This is a genomic window from Accumulibacter sp., assembly GCF_023806565.1.
In the GTDB taxonomy this organism is placed as follows: domain Bacteria; phylum Pseudomonadota; class Gammaproteobacteria; order Burkholderiales; family Rhodocyclaceae; genus Accumulibacter.
On record NZ_JAMTDV010000062.1, the window covers coordinates 19,134 to 34,730 of the forward strand.

General features: G+C 64.1%; 13 protein-coding genes. All 13 read left to right on the top strand.

Annotated elements, in window-relative coordinates:
* The first annotated feature begins 167 nt into the window (after positions 1-167).
* Positions 168-599, top strand: a complete 432-nt coding sequence (fliW, locus tag NFV80_RS06860; RefSeq protein ID WP_295328040.1) for a flagellar assembly protein FliW — start codon at positions 168-170, stop codon at positions 597-599.
* Positions 600-702: 103 nt separating this feature from the next.
* Positions 703-1,152 carry a FecR family protein gene (locus NFV80_RS06865; RefSeq protein WP_295328038.1) on the top strand — a complete coding sequence of 150 codons (450 nt, stop codon included), beginning with the start codon at positions 703-705 and terminating at the stop codon, positions 1,150-1,152.
* A complete protein-coding gene (locus NFV80_RS06870; RefSeq protein ID WP_295328036.1) occupies positions 1,149-1,739 on the top strand; it encodes an OmpA family protein in 591 nt (196 codons plus the stop codon). Before NFV80_RS06865 ends, NFV80_RS06870 begins: the two co-directional genes overlap by 4 nt.
* Positions 1,740-1,764: 25 nt before the next feature.
* Positions 1,765-3,801, top strand: a complete 2,037-nt coding sequence (locus NFV80_RS06875) for an adenylate/guanylate cyclase domain-containing protein (RefSeq protein WP_295328034.1) — start codon at positions 1,765-1,767, stop codon at positions 3,799-3,801.
* Positions 3,802-3,876: 75 nt separating this feature from the next.
* Positions 3,877-5,592 (top strand): methyl-accepting chemotaxis protein, encoded by a 1,716-nt coding sequence (locus tag NFV80_RS06880; protein WP_295328032.1) that lies wholly within the window; start codon positions 3,877-3,879, stop codon positions 5,590-5,592.
* Between the two features lie 108 nt (positions 5,593-5,700).
* Entirely contained in the window at positions 5,701-6,672 is a 972-nt protein-coding gene (locus NFV80_RS06885; protein ID WP_295328030.1) for a chemotaxis protein, read from the top strand.
* A gap of 33 nt (positions 6,673-6,705) precedes the next feature.
* Entirely contained in the window at positions 6,706-7,644 is a 939-nt protein-coding gene (locus NFV80_RS06890) for a chemotaxis protein (protein ID WP_296758231.1), read from the top strand.
* 100 nt (positions 7,645-7,744) lie between these two features.
* Entirely contained in the window at positions 7,745-8,134 is a 390-nt protein-coding gene (gene cheY, locus NFV80_RS06895; protein WP_295328027.1) for a chemotaxis response regulator CheY, read from the top strand.
* 1 nt (position 8,135) lies between these two features.
* Positions 8,136-8,975, top strand: a complete 840-nt coding sequence (cheZ, locus tag NFV80_RS06900; RefSeq protein WP_295328025.1) for a protein phosphatase CheZ — start codon at positions 8,136-8,138, stop codon at positions 8,973-8,975.
* A 10-nt stretch (positions 8,976-8,985) separates the two neighbouring features.
* Positions 8,986-10,875: a chemotaxis protein CheA gene (locus tag NFV80_RS06905; protein ID WP_295328023.1), complete on the top strand. Its 1,890-nt coding sequence runs from the start codon at positions 8,986-8,988 to the stop codon at positions 10,873-10,875.
* A 170-nt stretch (positions 10,876-11,045) separates the two neighbouring features.
* Positions 11,046-12,185 carry a flagellar biosynthesis protein FlhB gene (gene flhB / locus NFV80_RS06910; RefSeq protein WP_295328021.1) on the top strand — a complete coding sequence of 380 codons (1,140 nt, stop codon included), beginning with the start codon at positions 11,046-11,048 and terminating at the stop codon, positions 12,183-12,185.
* Complete coding sequence (flhA, locus tag NFV80_RS06915) at positions 12,178-14,262, top strand: flagellar biosynthesis protein FlhA (protein WP_295328019.1); 2,085 nt, start codon at positions 12,178-12,180, stop codon at positions 14,260-14,262. The genes flhB and flhA overlap by 8 nt, the downstream gene beginning before the upstream one ends.
* Entirely contained in the window at positions 14,259-15,596 is a 1,338-nt protein-coding gene (flhF, locus tag NFV80_RS06920; protein ID WP_295328017.1) for a flagellar biosynthesis protein FlhF, read from the top strand. Before flhA ends, flhF begins: the two co-directional genes overlap by 4 nt.
* The last annotated feature ends 1 nt before the right edge of the window (position 15,597 follow it).

Sequence of the window (15,597 nt, forward strand, 5' to 3'; positions counted from 1 at the left end):
TCGCACTTCTGATGTGTCGATCTCCACAACGGGCGGCTGCGGCATGGCTCGCCGGTCGATGCTGCCGCGCGCATCTTCGCACATCGGGCGAATTGCCGCCGCGCGCTGATTCGGGTTACATTGCCAGCCTTCGGCACGCGTGCATGCGGCCGCGGGACGGGGAAGCCATGAAAATCGATCTCGAACATTTCGGTCTCAGGGACGTGCCGGTGGATCCGGACAGCGTGTTCACCTTTGCCGATGGTCTGGCCGGCTTTCCCGATTGCAGGCGATTCAAGATCTTTCACGAGGAAGGTGACAAGCCCGCGGTGTTCTGGCTGCAGTCGCTCGATGACGTGACCGTGATGTTCCCGATCGTCGTTCCCGAGACGCTCGACCTCGCCTATCAGATCGAGCTCTCCGACGCGGATTGCGAGCTGCTCGGTTTGCAGACTGCCGACGAGGCAGCGGTGGTGGTGATCGTCTACCGCGATGCAGCGGCGGAGGGAAGAATCGCTGCCAATACCCGTTCGCCGATCATCCTGAATCTCGGCAACCGGCGCGCGATGCAGAAGGTACTGCAGGAAGTCCGGCCCAGCCTGCTTTTTCGCGCGCGCTGAGTGGCGTTGCGCGGCCTGGCGTTCGCGCCACCGCCCGCTGGCTGCCGCGTGCGTTCGTCCCGATCGCGTGCGGCTGCTCACCTTGACGACTGGAGTGCCTGCCATGCGAAACTTTCTATCGCTCGCACTGTGGCTCGTTGCCACGATCGCCGTTGCTGCCGAGGGAGTACCACCGGCCGGCAAGGTCAAGCGTTGCGAGGGCAGCGTGACCGTCGATCGAGCCGGCCTGGCGCAGGCGGCGCAGGTCGGTACGCTGGTGCAAGTGGGGGACCGCATCCGTACTGGCGCGGATGGTGCCGTCGGCATCACCCTGGCCGACGATACCCTGCTCACCGCCGGCCCGCGCAGCACCCTGCTGATCGAGGAATTCCGCTTCAACAGCACGACGCACGAGGGAAACTTCCTCGCCACGCTGGTAAAGGGTACGCTGAGCGTGGTCACCGGCCTGATCGCCAAGCACGAACCGCAGAACGTGCGCTTGCGGACGCCCAACGTGGTGCTCGGCGTGCGCGGCACCGAGTTCATCGTCGAAGCGCGCGGAGACGACGAATGAGACCTGCGGTCGCTGGCTGCTGGGTTCTTGCGCTGTGTCTCTCGGCCTGTGCGCGCCTGACCGACCACGTCGTCCTGTTGCCGGCACCGGACGGCAGCAGCGGATCACTGGTGGTTGCCGCTGCCGCCGGCGAAGTGGTGCTCGCGGAGCCCTTTGCCGCCGCTGACGTCGCCGGCGGCAAGGCGACCCGCACCGCCAGCAGCGCGAACATGGTGCGCGAAAGCTATGGCCGCCTGCTGGCCATGCAACCGCCGCGGCCGCGAAGCTACCTGCTCTATTTCGAGTTCGCCAGGACGGTGCTCACGGCCGAGTCGCGCGCCCTGCTGCCGCGCATCCGCGCCGAGGTGGCGGCGCTGCCGGCAGGCGAAGCGGTGGTCATCGGGCACACTGACCGGGTGGGCAGCCTGGCCGACAACGACCGCCTGTCGCTGCAGCGCGCCGGCATGGTGCGCGAGTTGCTGGTGGCGGCCGGCGTAGGACGTGACGCGATCACCGTTGCCGGCCGCGGCGAACGTGAACCGGCCGTGCCGACCGCCGACAATGTTGCGGAAGCGCGCAACCGCCGTGTCGAAATCAAGCTCCGTTGAGCCTCGCTCAACCTTGCTTCGCGGCTTGGCCTCGGTCGACCTGCGGCAATGGCTGAGCGTCGCACTGCTCGGCGTGCTGCTCGCCTACAGCCTGCACCATGTCGATATCGATCCGCTGCGTCGCCTGGACGCCTTCCTCTACGACGTGCGCGTGCGCTGGTTCGCGCACGAGGCGGTCAACGAGAGGATCGCGATCGTCGATATCGACCAGCGTTCCCTGGCCGAGATCGGCCGCTGGCCGTGGAATCGGGCTGTTCTTGCCGAATTGATCGAGCGCATCTTCGAAACGTATGACGCCTTGCTGCTCGGCCTCGACGTGATCCTGGCCGAGGCCGACGAGAGTTCCGGGCTGGCGGCGCTCGAGCGGCTGGCGCGCGGGCGCTTGCGCCACGATCGGGCTTTCCGGGCGACCCTCGACGAGCTGCGACCGGCGCTGGATTACGATGGGCGTCTGGCGGCGACGATCGGCCGTCATCCGGTGATTCTCGGTTTCCATCTGTCGGCCGGCGCGCCGGCGGCGAAGAGCGGCGCTCTGCCGACTGCCTTGCCGGCGATGGCGGAGCAGGCGGCACAGTTTTCCCAGTGGAACGGTTACGGCGGCAATTTGCCGATCCTGCAGCAGGCCGCCAGCGGTGCCGGATTCCTGGGCGCGCCGGTCGATCGCGACGGAGTGACGCGGCGGGCCTGGCTGCTGGCGACCTGCGACGGACAGGTCTACGCAGCTCTGGCGCTGGTGATGGCGCAGACCTTGCTGGGCAATCCCGTATGGCAACTGCGCTTTGCCGAGCGCGCACCGTGGCAGATGACCGGCGCGACGATCGAGGCGATCGAACTGTCGGCAGCGCGTGGACTGCTGCGCATCCCGGTGGCCGCGCAGGCGGCCGTGCTGCTGCCTTTCCGCGGTGGCGAGGGGAGTTTTTCCTACCATTCGGCAGCCGACGTGCTCGCTGGCCGTTTGCCGGCCGACAGTCTGAGCGGTCGGATCGTACTGCTCGGGACGACAGCCCCGGGCCTGCTCGACCAGCGTGTGACGCCGGTTGGCGAAGCATTCCCGGGAGTGGAGGCACATGCCAACCTGCTTGCCGGTTTGCTCGATGGTCGCCTGTTGCACGTTCCCGACTATATGCCGACGATCGAGGCAGGTCTGTTGCTGCTCGTCGGTGTCGTCCTCCTGCGTTTCCTGCCCCGGCTTTCGCCGGCGTCGGCAGTCGGCCTGTCGGCCTTGCTGCTGTTGTCGCTGACGATCATCGCCCTGCTTGCGTGGGCACGGCTGCAATGGGTGCTGCCGATGGCGGCGACGCTGTTGCTGGTGGCGGGGCTGCTTGCGCTGCACCTGTTTTTCGGTTATTTCGTCGAACGCCGCGCCAAACGACGCCTGGCGACGCTCTTCGGCCAGTACGTTCCCCCCGAGCTGGTCGACGAAATGAGCCGGGATCCGGAGCACTACACGATGGCCGGACGCAGCGCCGAACTGACCGTCCTGTTTGCCGATGTGCGGAGTTTCACGACGCTTGCCGAGAGCATGCCGCCGGACGATCTGGCGCGACTGATGAACGACTATCTGTCGGAGATGACCGACATCATTCGCAGTCATCGTGGCACGCTGGACAAATACATTGGCGATGCAATCGTCGCTTTCTGGGGGGCGCCGCTGGAAGATGCGGAGCACGCGCGGCACGCAGTCGAAGCTGGCCTGGCGATGCAGCGTGCGCTGCGCGAAGTCAATCGGCGCTTCGTCGCGCGCGGCTGGCCGGCGTTGCGGATCGGTATCGGCATCAACAGCGGCGCGATGGTGGTCGGAGACATGGGTTCGCGCCACCGGCGCTCGTACACCGTGCTTGGTGACGCGGTGAATCTGGCGTCCCGCATCCAGAGCCTGTCCGATCGGTACGGTGCCGGTGTGATCATCGGCGAGGCCACGTTTCGCGCACTCGGTGACTGGCGCTGCCGGCCGCTGGGTCTCGTCGCGGTGCGTGGCCGCACTGCGCCGGTGGCGCTCTACGAAGCGCTCGGAGAGGTGTCGGACGGCGCCGGCGAAGAGCAAACGCACGATGCGGGCTGACCGGTTGCCGCAATCGCCGCTCGCTAAAGCTGCGCAGGCCACGTGCCGTAGACTGCAAAAAAGTAGGAGAAGACGATGATGAGGGGAACCAGAATGTATGGAGTCGCTTGGAAGATTCGTGCCGCGACGCTGTTGCAGGTGGCTGCGGCAGCGGCGGCGGGATGGCTCGGCGCTGTCGTATTCGCTGGCAGCCTCTATGGTTGGCTGGGTGCTTTCGCATTGCTGCTGTTGTTCGCTGCAGCGATTGGCCTGATCGTTGAGCGGAATCTGGTCGCACGTCTGGAAGGTTTGCGTGACGTGATCTCCCGGATGTACCTCGATGGCGACCTGACCAAACGCGTTCCGGTCGAAGGGCGCGACGAAATCGCAGCGGTGGCCGCCCATTTCAATCGGCTGGTGGCAGAGGTTGCGACGATCGTCGGCAAGGTGCTGTTCAACTCGGCCGAGATCGGCAACGCCTCCAGACGGTTGATCGATGACGCCAGGCGAGTCGCTTCGGGGTCTACCCAGCAACGCGAGGCCGCTCTGGCGACCGTTGGCGCGATGGCAGAGCTCACCGAGAACATGAAACGGGTGAGTGAAAACGCCAGCGAAACCGCGAACATCTCGGAAACGGCGAGCCGTCTGTCCACCGAGGGAATGGCGATCGTTGGCAATGCTTCGGCGGAAATGGAGCGAATTGCCGTATCGGTCACCCAGTCGGCCCGGGTGGTGTGCGCGCTGGGCGAACGCTCCAAGGCGATCAGCGGCATCGTCCAGACGATTCGCGAGATTGCCGACCAGACCAATTTGCTGGCACTCAACGCGGCCATCGAGGCGGCGCGCGCCGGCGACCAGGGGCGGGGTTTCGCGGTGGTTGCCGACGAGGTGCGCAAGCTCGCGGAACGGACGTCGCAGGCAACTGGCGAAATCGGCCAGATGATTGCGGCGATCCAGAGCGAAACGGAGAGTGCGATTGCCAGTATCGAGGCAGGCAGCGGACAGGCGCGCAGCGGCGCCGAACTGGCCCAGCAGGCGGCGCAATCGCTGGAGCGCATCAACCGCGGCGCGCGCGGCACGATGGAAAAGGTCGAGGCGATTGCGGTGGCGGTGGCGCAGCAGACCCGGACCGGGCAGACGATCGCCGACCACGTGCAGAACATCCGGCAAATGGCGGAAACGAACAACGCGGTCACTGCCGAAACGCTGCTCGCGGTCGATCATGTCGAGTGCCTGGCCGAGAATCTGGGTGAAATCAGCAATGTCTTCCGCCTGGGGAGTGCTGGCGAACACGCGATTGCGACGCACGGGCGAATGCCGGCAATCGTCAGGCAGGCGGCAGTCGCCGTTGGCGAGTTGTTCGAGAAGGCGGTCGATGCCGGCAGGATCCGGCTGGAGGATCTGTTCGACGAGCGCTACCAGCCGATTGCGAATACCAAGCCGCAAAAGTTCCGGAGCCGCTTCGACGAGTTTACCGACCAGGCGCTGGTCCCGTTGCAGGAAAGTGTGCTTGAACAGAACCCATGGTGCACCTACGCGATTTGCATCGACCGCAATGGTTACGTGCCGACGCACAATCGCAAGTTCTCGCAACCCCTGACCGGCGACGAAAAGGTCGATTTCGTCAATAACCGCAGCAAGCGGATCTTCGACGACCCGGTTGCCAAGCGTTGCGGCAGTCATGAACAGCCCTTCCTGCTGCAAACCTATCGTCGCGATACGGGTGAAGTCCTGCACGACATTTCGGCTCCGATCCGTGTCAAGGGCCGGCGCTGGGGGGGCTTCCGGATTGGCTACACGACCGATTCCTGAGCGGTCCGGACAGACTCGTGTGCGGGTTGGTGGTGGCCTTGCCACGCCGGCCTGCATCGGGATTGCCGGGGCCCGCTCCTCTGCGGTCCTTACATGGCGAGGAAACGAATGTCAGATCTACTGAAGAGCATCGATGCACGTACCCGCTTGGCCGGCACCAACAAGCTGGAAATTCTCCTGTTTTCGCTCGGTACCGATGCGCGCACGGGCCGGCGCGAGACGTTCGGGATCAATGTGTTCAAGGTGCGCGAGGTGATGCGCACGCCGCCGATCACCGCCGCGCCGGAGATGCCTCCCTCGGTGCAGGGGATGGTCAGCCTGCGGGGAGCGCTGGTGCCGGTCGTTGATCTTGCCCGTTATGCCGGCGTAGCCACCGACACGCCACGCTCGATCATGATCGTGACCGAATATGCGGGTCACACGCAGGGCTTTCTCGTCGAGGGGGTGGACACCATCCTGCGTCTGGACTGGAGTCAGATGCGCGTGCCGCCGGCGATGCTGCTGGCCGAGATGGGGGGCCTGGTGACTGCCGTTACCGAACTGCCTGACGGCCGCCTGGTGATGATGATGGACGTCGAGAAGGTCCTCTCGGAAACGACCGGCTATGATGACGAAATCGTCTACCGCAATATCAAGCCGATCGGGAATTCGGGCTTGACCGTGTTTTTTGCGGACGATTCGGCGGTCGCGCGCAAGCAGATCCGGCGGACGCTGGAAGCGATGGGGGTGAAATACGTGTCCACGATCAACGGTCGGGAGGCTTGGGAAGAACTCGAAAAAATGGCGGACTATGCGCAGGCGTCCGGTCAGGCTGTAACGGAACTGATCAGCCTGTTGCTCACCGACATTGAAATGCCGGAGATGGACGGTTACATTCTGACCAAGAAGGTGAAGTCCGACCCGCGATTCGCCGGCGTGCCGGTGATCATGCATTCATCACTGTCCGGCATGTCGAATCAGCAACTCGGCAAGTCCGTCGGCGTGGACGAATATGTGCCCAAGTTCGAACCGCAGCGTCTTTCGGAAACCTTGGCGCGCAGACTGCGGCACGAACTTCCGGCGGTGGGACAGTTGACCTGATAGCGGATTGCCCGATCATTCTGGAGCGACACGATGGATATGGCCGAACGGAAAAAGCTGCTCGACGGCGTCGATGCCCGCACCCGGCTTGCCGGTTCGAACAAGATGGAGATCTTGCTGTTCTCGCTGGGAACGCGCGAAACGTTCGGGATCAACGTGTTCAAGGTGCGGGAAGTCGGGCGGACGCCGCACATCACCCGGACACCGAACATGCCGCGCGGCGTCGAAGGGCTGATTTCTCTGCGCGGCAATGTCATTCCGGTGCTCTCGCTGATTTCCTTTCTCGAGCACAAGGAGCAACCCGAGGGCTACGGGGGAACCATGATGGTCGCCGAGTTCTCCAAACGCACGCTGGGTTTCCTGGTGCATGAAGTCGATCGCATCATCCGCGTAGACTGGGAGAAGGTGAAGGCGCCGGAAACGGTACTGTCGAGCAATCAGGGTCTGATCACCGCGGTCACTGAACTCGACAACGGAAAGCTGGTGTCGATTCTCGACGTCGAGCAGATTCTCGCCAATGCCTTTGGCGAGGCGGTCATCGTCGACATTCCGCCGGCCAACGTCGAGGAAGAAGTCAGCGTGTTCTTTGCGGACGATTCGGTGGTCGCCCGACGGAAGATCGCCGAGGTGCTCGACAAGCTCGGCGTCCGAAACAAACAGGCGACGAACGGAGCAGAGGCCTGGAGTCGGCTGCAGGCGATCGCCACGCACGCAGTGCATACCGGGCGAGCGGTGCGCGACGAGATCCGGCTGATTCTCGTCGATGCCGAGATGCCCGAGATGGACGGTTACGTGCTGACCAAGAACATCAAGGGCGACCCCCGCTTTGCCGGCGTGCCGGTGGTCATGCACTCGTCGCTATCGTCCCAAGCGAATCATGCGATGGGCAAGGCGGTGGGGGTGGACGCCTACGTCGGCAAGTTCGACGCCGGCGTTCTTGCCGATACCCTGCGTCCGCTGCTTGAACGTTGAACGCCTGGGCAGAACTCCTCGCGAGCGCACGACGGGCGGAGCTTCTCGCTGGCAGATGCAATGCAGGCGCTGAACAAACCGAAGCAATCAGGAGTACGACATGGCTGATCCAAAGATGCGAATTCTGGTGGTTGACGATTTCTCGACGATGCGACGCATCGTCAGGAATCTCCTCAAGGAACTCGGTTTCGTCAACGTCGATGAGGCGGAAGACGGTGCGGTCGCACTCAAGAAGCTGCAGGGAGGAGGATTCGAGTTTGTGGTGACCGACTGGAACATGCCGAACATGGACGGTTTGCAGCTGCTCAAGGAAATTCGCAGTACGCCGGCGCTCAGGAACCTGCCGGTGATGATGATTACCGCCGAGGCGAAGAAGGAAAACATCATCGCGGCCGCACAGGCGGGGGCAAGCGGCTATATCGTCAAGCCTTTCACGGCGACGACGCTGGCCGAGAAGCTGCAGAAGATCTTCGACAAGATGGGTGGCTGAGATGAGCAACGTCGATCAATCCGGGGATTCCCGCGAACTCGAGGAACTGTTCGACACCATCGCTGCTGGAATCGCGGCGATGCCGGCACCACCTGCCGAGTCGCTGTCAGGGCACGGGCGCGTGGCGGACGCAACGACCGACAGCGACGAACTGCAGGCACTGTTCGATTCGGTTGCCGCCGGACAAGGCGCGGGCAATGGCGAAGCGGTCGCGGGTGGCGCGCAGTGGCAGTCGCAGGAGAGGGTGTTTCAGCGGGTGGGCCAGATGACCAGGCAGCTGCACGACACGCTCGGCCAACTCGGTTACCACGAACTCCTCGAGAGTACCGCGGCGGCGATTCCCGATGCCAAGGACCGGCTCCACTACGTGGTCAATCTGACCGAGCAGGCGGCCTGCCGCGTATTGAATGCGACGGACATCGCGAACCCGATACAGGACGAACTGGAGGCGGGCTCGGCTGCCCTGGCCGCGAAATGGGACGCGCTGTTCGCCAACCGGATGGGCGTAGACGAGTTCAGGCAACTCGCCGAAGAGACGCGTTCGTTTCTCAAGGATGGTCTGCCGGGGAAAACTGGAGCGACCAAGGCACAGCTGCTCGAAATCGTCATGGCCCAGGATTTTCAGGATCTGACCGGGCAGGTGATCAAGAAGATCATCACGGTCGCGCAGGAGCTCGAGGCCCAACTGATGGGGGTACTCATCGAATCCCTGCCGGGCGAGCGGCGGACCGATTCGCTGATGAGCCTGCTCAACGGGCCGGTGATCAACGCCGAAGGGCGCGGCGATGTCGTAACCACGCAGCAACAGGTCGACGAGCTGCTCGGCAGCCTGGGATTCTAGGAGGTTCGGGATGAGCGATTTTGCCGGGATGGAGGATCTCCTCAAGGATTTCTTGCAGGAGGCCGGTGACCTCCTGTCGGATGTCGACAACAAGCTGGTCGATCTCGAGCGGAGTCCCGATGATCGCCAGTTGCTGAACGATATCTTCCGGGGTTTTCATACGATCAAGGGTGGCGCCGGCTTCCTCAACGCGGGCGAGTTGGTCACTCTCTGCCACTTGACCGAGAACCTGTTCGACAAGCTCAGGAACGCGGAGATGGCGCTCACGCCGGGATTGATGGATACCATCCTTGAGGCGACCCGGAGCGTGCGCGGCATGTTCGGCGAAATCGCGCAGGGCACCCAGCCACGTCCGGCTGCGGCCGAGGTAATCGCCGACCTGCGGGCGGCGCTCGCCGGCGAGATTGACGCCGCACCCGCCGCTGGGGCCGACACCGTGGTCGAAGAGGGTCCGGATTGGCAAGCGCTGCACCAGGCGGTGACAGGTCAGGGGGGCATGCCCGGTGTCGCCGCAGCGCAGCGCGTGTCGACCGATTCCCGTGATGCGCCGCCAGCGGTCGACGAGCCCCTGCTGCAGCCACATTTTCCTCCCGAGGGGCGTCGCGCAAGCGACCGGCCCGGTGCTGCGGCGAGTGGTGTTCCTTCCGGGCGCCGGGCCGACGAGAAAGCCGCCGCGCGCGAGACGACGATTCGCGTCGATATTTCGCGCCTCGACCAGGTGCTCAATCTGTCCGGGGAGATCGGCCTGACGAAAAATCGGCTGACCAGCCTGCGCGCCGACATTATCGCTGGCCGGACCGACTCCGAGACGCTGCAGGCGCTCGATCAGGCGGTCAGCCAGCTAGACCTGCTCGTTTCCGACCTGCAGAACTCGGTGATGAAGACGCGAATGCAGCCGATCGGCCGCCTGTTCCAGAAATACCCGCGCATCGCACGCGATCTGGCGCGCCAACTCGGCAAGGACGTTGAACTGACGCTGGTCGGCGAAGAAACCGAGGTCGACAAGACGATGATCGAGGACTTGGCCGACCCGCTGATCCACCTGATCCGCAACGCAGTCGATCATGGAGTCGAATCCCCGGACGAGCGCCGCCTGGCGGGCAAACGGCCGAAGAGTGTCGTCCGTCTGGAAGCGCGGCAGGAGGGGGACCACATCGTCCTGATCATTGCCGACGACGGGCGCGGCATGAGTCCCGAGCGGATTCGGGCCAAGGCGATCGAGAAGAACATCATCAGTGAAGAGGACGCCAACACCCTGGATGACCGGCAGAGTCTGAACCTGATCTTTCTGCCCGGGTTCTCGACGATGTCGCAGGCTTCGGCCGTTTCCGGTCGGGGGGTCGGCATGGATGTGGTCAAGACCAACATCCAGAAACTCAACGGCACGATCGAAATCCGCTCGGAGCCGGGTAACGGGTCGGTGTTCACCATTTCACTGCCGCTGACCCTGGCGATCCTGCCGGTTCTCCTCGTTCTCCTGGGGGATCAGCCGTTCGCGCTGCCGCTGTCGATGGTCAGGGAGATCCTGCCGATCGATCCGCAGCGGATGCAGGAAGTCGGTGGCAGGGAGACGCTGGTGGTACGTGGCGAGGTGCTGCCGGTGATCGCGCTGTCGCGCCTGCTTGGTTGGCCGCAGGTGCAGGAGCCGGAATACGGAGTGCTGATGCAGGCTGCCGAGCGGAGTTTCATCCTTGCCGTGGACAATTTTGCCGGACGCGACGATGCCGTGATCAAGGCGCTCGACGACTTCCGTCCGCGCGGGGTGGCCGGAGTGACGACGCTGTCGAACGGCCAGATCGTCCTGATTCTGGATATGAAAGAACTGCTTGCCGATCTCGCCACGGTCGCCGACCGGGATGCGCGCAGTGTAGCGACGCGCGCGCTCGAGGTTTTCGCCTGACGGAACTTGCGAACAGGAGGACGCAAGCAAAATCTGGCGAAACCGGTGCGCCTCCGAGACAATTGTTGTTCCTGCGCAACTAAGCGAGAATCCGCCTAAATAGAAGCTCATAATCCTCTCTTTTAACGGTTGTTTTTCTATAATGGCCTCGAGTAATACGGAAGCTCGACATGGCTGAGGAAAGCGACCTCGAAAGGACCGAACAGGCGTCGCCAAGACGCCTGGAACAGGCACGCGAGGAGGGACAGGTACCGCGTTCGCGCGAGGTTGGCGCGTTCCTGATCCTGATCGTCGCGGCAGCGGCCTTCTGGCTGATCGGGCCGTGGATGGTGCAGCGACTGTTGGCTGTTTTCCGGCGAGGTCTGCAGGTCGACCAGAGCCTGGCGCACGATCCGTCGTTGGTTCTGCTCCGTCTCGCCGATGTTTCGCTCGACGGCTTGCTGATTTGCGCTCCCCTGTTCGTCGCACTGCTCGTTGCGGCGCTGCTCGCGCCTTTCTTCCTTGGCAGCTGGAGCTTCTCTCCGAAAGCCCTGCTGCCTGACTTGGGGCGGCTCGATCCGCTCGCGGGACTGGCCCGCGTGTTTTCCTGGAGCGGCCTGGTCGAGTTGCTCAAGGCCGTGGCCAAGGCCTCCCTGCTCGGTGGGGTTGCCGTGTGGGTTCTGTGGAACGAGCGGGATGATCTTCTCGCCATGTTTGCCCAATCCCTTCCGGCCGGCCTGGCCAGCGCCGGCCATCTGCTCACCTTTACCTTCTTTGTGATCGTCGCGGCGATGTCGCTGATCGTCGCCGTCGATGTCCCATTCCAGCTCTGGCACTACCACGACAAGCTGAAGATGAGCCGCCAGGAACTCAAGCAGGAAGGCAAGGAGCTGGAGGGAAATCCCGAGGTCAAAGGGCGCATCCGGCGTCTGCAGCGTGAAGCGGCGCGCAAGCGGATGATGGCAGCCGTCCCGATGGCCGATGTCATCGTTACCAATCCCACTCACTACGCGGTGGCTGTCGCCTACAAGAGCGGCATGCGGGCGCCGAAGGTGCTGGCCAAGGGAATGGGGGAGATCGCCCTGACGATCCGTCGGGTCGCCGGCGAAAACGAGATTCCGATGATCGAGGCGGCGCCGCTGGCGCGCGCCCTGTATCGTCATGTCGAGCTTGATGCGGAAATCCCGGCGACGCTGTACGCGGCGGTGGCCGAGGTGCTGGCGTATATTTATCAGTTGAGCACTTGGCGGCACAGTGGCGGCAACCGTCCGCTGCCGCCGCGCACGCTTGCCGTTCTTGACGAGCATCTTGCGGAGGCAGGCGATGGCTGACGCAAGCGTGGCGCTGCGCGTGATCTTCGACCGTCTCGGTCAGCGACAACTGGCGGGTCCGGGGCTGATCCTGCTGATCCTGGCGATGATGGTTCTGCCATTGCCGCCGTTTGTCCTGGATCTGTTCTTCACCTTCAACATTGCAATTTCGGTGATCGTCATGCTGGTGGCGATGAGCGTGATGAAGCCGCTCGACTTTTCCGTCTTTCCCACCGTCCTGCTGGTGACGACCCTCTTGCGTCTGTCGCTGAACGTGGCTTCGACGCGGGTCGTCCTGCTCGAAGGGCATACCGGTCCGGGCGCGGCCGGGCGCGTGATCGAAGCCTTCGGACATTTCCTGGTCGGCGGCAACTATGTGGTCGGCCTGGTAGTGTTCACGATTCTCGTCGTCATCAATTTCGTGGTCATCACCAAGGGTGCGGGACGGGTGGCCGAGGTGGCTGCGCGCTTCACCCTCGACGGCATGCCGGGCAAACAGATGGCAATCGATGCCGATCTCAATGCCGGCCTGATCGGTGAGGAGGAGGCGCGCAAGCGCCGCGCCGGCATTGCCCAGGAAGCCGACTTTTTTGGTTCGATGGACGGCGCCTCGAAGTTCGTTCGCGGTGACGCGGTGGCCGGCATCCTGATCATGTTGATCAATGTTTTTGGCGGCCTGTTCGTCGGGGTTCTGCAACACGATCTGGATCTCGGCACGGCCGCGCGCACCTATACCCTGCTGACGATTGGCGATGGCTTGGTGGCGCAGATTCCGGCACTGATCATTTCGATCGCCGCGGGTATGGTGGTGACGCGCGTCGGCGATGATCAGGACGTCTCGCAGCAGTTCGTCGCACAGCTTTTCGACAACCCCAAGCTGCTGTTCCTGACTGCCGGGATCATCGGTCTGCTGGGTCTGATCCCCGGCATGCCCAATTTCGTCTTTCTGCTGTTGGCCAGCATGTTCGCGGTGATGGCCGCGCGACTCGAAAAGCGGCAGGGCACCGTTGCGCCGGTGCCGGTGACGGTTGCGCCGTCGGTCGCGCGCGAAACCCAGGAGGCCAGTTGGAGCGATGTCACGCCGCTCGACGTGCTCGGCCTCGAAGTCGGCTATCGTCTGATCCCGCTGGTCGACAAATCGCAGGACGGTGAATTGCTGCGCCGGATCCGCGGCATCCGCAAGAAGTTCGCGCAGGAAGTGGGATTCCTCGTGTCGCCCGTGCACATTCGTGACAATCTGGAACTGAAACCGAACGCTTACAAGATCGTCCTCAAGGGCGTCGAGATCGGCGACGGCGAGGCATTTCCCGGAAGCCTGCTGGCGATCAATCCGGGACGGGTGGCCGGCGATCTCCCCGGCACGGCCACCAAGGACCCCGCTTTCGGGCTGCCGGCGGTGTGGATCGACCCGGCCCTGCGCGAGCAGGCGCAGGCCTACGGCTATACGGTGGTCGATGCCAGTACGGTAGTCGCGACACACCTCAATCACCTGATCCTGACGCACGCTGCCGAACTGCTGGGGCGTCAGGAGACGCAGGCGCTGCTCGATCACGTGGCCAAGGACATGCCGAAACTCGTCGAAGATCTGGTGCCCAAGGCCCTGCCCCTCGGCGTCGTGCAAAAAGTGTTGCGCAACCTGCTCGATGAGGGCGTGCACCTGCGCGACATGCGCACGGTGATCGAGACCCTGGCCGACGGCGCACCACGCTCGCAGGACCCCGAGATATTGACCGCACAGGTGCGGACCAGTCTCGGGCGCGCGATCGTCCAGGAACTCTTTCCGGGCAACACCGAGATGCAGGTGATGTCGCTCGAGCCACGGCTCGAGCGCCTCCTGCTGCAGGCGGTTGCCGGCGGTGGCGATGGCGCCGGCATCGAACCGGGCCTGGCGGATACGCTGCTGCGTGAGGCGGTCGCGGCGGCGCAGCGTCAGGAAGCGGTCGGATCGCCGATGGTCCTGCTGGTTCCGGGGACCTTGCGCACGCTCCTGTCGCGCTTCCTGCGTCGCAGCATTTCCCAGTTGAAGGTCCTGGCGCACGCGGAAGTGCCTGAAAGCAGGACGATCAAGGTGACCTCCATCATTGGACAAAGAGCATGAACGTCAGGAAATTTATCGCCGCGACGGCGCGAGACGCATTGCGCAAGGTCAAGGAGACGCTCGGACCAGACGCGATCATTCTGTCCAACCGCGGGATTCCCGGCGGCGTGGAGATCATGGCGGTGGCCGCTGGCGATATGGAAATGATCGTACCGACGGCGGAACGCCCAGCGCCACGGGCCAGGGAGCCGGTGCCCGCTGCGCTGGCCAGTCCGCCGTTGGCGCGGGCCGGCGTCCCGCCACAAGTGCCGCCAGCGGCAGTGCCGCTGGCGGCGGGCCAATCCAGTACGCGAACCGCGCGTCCGCTGCCGCCGCTGGCGGCAAGACCGCTGCCGCAGGTGGACCTGCCGCGGGCGCAGGCGAGCAACGAGCCCAAGCCGGAGGCCGAGGTGGTTCCGGCGGCAGTGATCGAGGAAATCCGTACCCTGCGCAGGCTCGTCGAGCAGCAACTGGCCGGCTTTGCCTGGGGCGAATCGGCGCGGGCGGCACCGGTGAAGACAGAAATTCTTCGCCAGATACTCGATGCCGGCTTTTCGCCGCAGTTTGCTCGCCGTCTCCTGCTCGATCTGCCCGGCGATCTGGACAGCGGCGCAGCGCTGGCCTGGGTCAAGGCGGGCGCCGAGCGCAGTTTGCTGGCGATCGACAGCGACACCGACATCGTTGATCGGGGCGGCATCTACGCGCTGGTTGGACCGACCGGCGTCGGCAAGACAACAACTACCGCCAAGCTTGCGGCGCGCTGCGTGTTGCGTCACGGGGCGAGGAAGCTCGCTCTGGTGACGACCGACGCTTACCGCATCGGGGCCCACGAACAGTTGCGAATATACGGACAGATTCTCGGCGTCTCGGTGCATCTGGCGAGGGATGCGAGCGATCTGCGCGCCACCCTGCGCAACCTGCAGCACACGCATATGGTGCTGATCGACACCATGGGCATGAGTCAGCGTGACCGCATGGTCGGCGAACAGGTAGCCATGTTTGCCGACGGCAAGGTCCGGTCGCTGCTGCTGCTTCCGGCAACCAGCCGCGGCGACACACTGGACGACGTTGTCCGCTCGTACGGCCGATTGGACCTTGCCGGGTGTATCCTGACGAAGATCGACGAGGCGGCGAGCCTCGCGGCATCGCTCGACGTGATCATCCGGCAAGGTCTGTGCCTGCACTACGTTTCGAACGGGCAGCGGGTGCCCGAAGACCTGCATCTGCCAAATCGGCAATACCTGCTGCACCGCGCGTTCAAGGACCTGCCGGAGAATTCGCCGCATCGTCTGACCGGCGTCGAACCGAGCCTGATGATGGCCGCCGGCGGTGGCCTGTGGTCCGCCGGGGGATAGC